Annotated in this window: 1 protein-coding gene; it reads right to left on the bottom strand. The window is 39.7% G+C overall.

Annotation, left to right across the window (positions count from 1 at the left end):
• Positions 1-34 precede the first annotated feature (34 nt).
• Positions 35-1,204, bottom strand: a 1,170-nt coding sequence (locus tag HMPREF0519_RS10870; protein WP_003636175.1) for an ISL3 family transposase, incomplete at its 5' end; no start/stop codon positions are given.

Here is a 1,204-nt window from a genome sequence, read left to right as displayed (position 1 = left end):
CGGGTGTTGATGGAGGATTTATGTGGAACTTCGTTCACTTGCGAACGGGGTTCCTTTTCTTTACTCTGATTTTAAATTCAATTTGAATACGAAAAACAAAGTTTTTCCAGTTCCGGTATCCGTATGCTGTCCGCTTAATCTGTTTAATCTTTCGATTGACGCCTTCAATGGGACCGTTGGAAAGTGTACTACTGGTCATATTTTGGATGAGCTTTTTATTTTTAATAAACGTTTTGATGGTCGTAAAGAGTTGAGGACTAACGTTCTCAACCTCATCAAGCGTCGCAGTAAAAGCTGCATAGTCTCGGTTACGAAAAGCTTCGACGAGTTTATGAGCGGTGAAGTAAGTATTTTCAAACTCATGACTGAGATTTAAACCAGACCAGATAAGTTGTTCTTGAGTCAGTCTGTTTCGTAAATGTGAAAACCATTGTGATTGACTTTTCTCAAGAGCTTCATAGTTCATAAGATACAGGCGCCAATACGGTTTTAACACTCGGTATTCGGGGGTATCTGGGTGATACTTTTTCATTAACTGGACACGAGTTTGGTTCAAGGCTCGTAAGGTCATTTGAACCAAGTGAAAGTTGTCGACGATTAATTTGGCGTTAGGAAACAGATAACGAATAACAGTTTGGTATTGTGCGTTGAGATCCATTACAACCTGAGTAACCTGTTCACGATTTTTTAGCGAATAATGGTTTAGAAAAAATTGTTTAATTTCATTAGTCTGTCGACCAGGTAAAATGGTGATAATATCATGCTTTTGTCCATCAATTGTAATGAAGCTCATTTGGTTAGAAGTTGAACGAAATTCATCAATGCATAAGGTTTTCGGAAGACCGTCATACGCTGGCATGGTCTGCTTACCGAGCGCTAAAATGCGGCGACTAACGAAGTTAGTCGAAACATTATACTGATCTGCAATACTTCTCATCGTTCGATCTTCAATTAAAGACTTGTCGATGGCATGCCGCGTATTTTCAGAGATTTGATGTTGTCTTCTAACGACTGGTGTTTGAGCGATACTTGTTTTACCACAAGCCTTGCAGCGAAAACGCTGTTTGCGAAGAATCAAAATAACGGTGCGCCCGCTAACGTTTGGCAGTCTAACATATGCTGTTTTATGGCCATTACAAACGACCTGTCGTTGAGCACAATACGGACAAACATTAAGCTTGTAGGAAAGAGTTCCATAAACTCT

Origin of the sequence: Lentilactobacillus hilgardii DSM 20176 = ATCC 8290, from assembly GCF_000159315.1 — a bacterium.
GTDB lineage: Bacteria > Bacillota > Bacilli > Lactobacillales > Lactobacillaceae > Lentilactobacillus > Lentilactobacillus hilgardii.
Note: the sequence above shows the minus strand (reverse complement) of the source record. Positions and strands in the feature narration are given on the sequence as shown.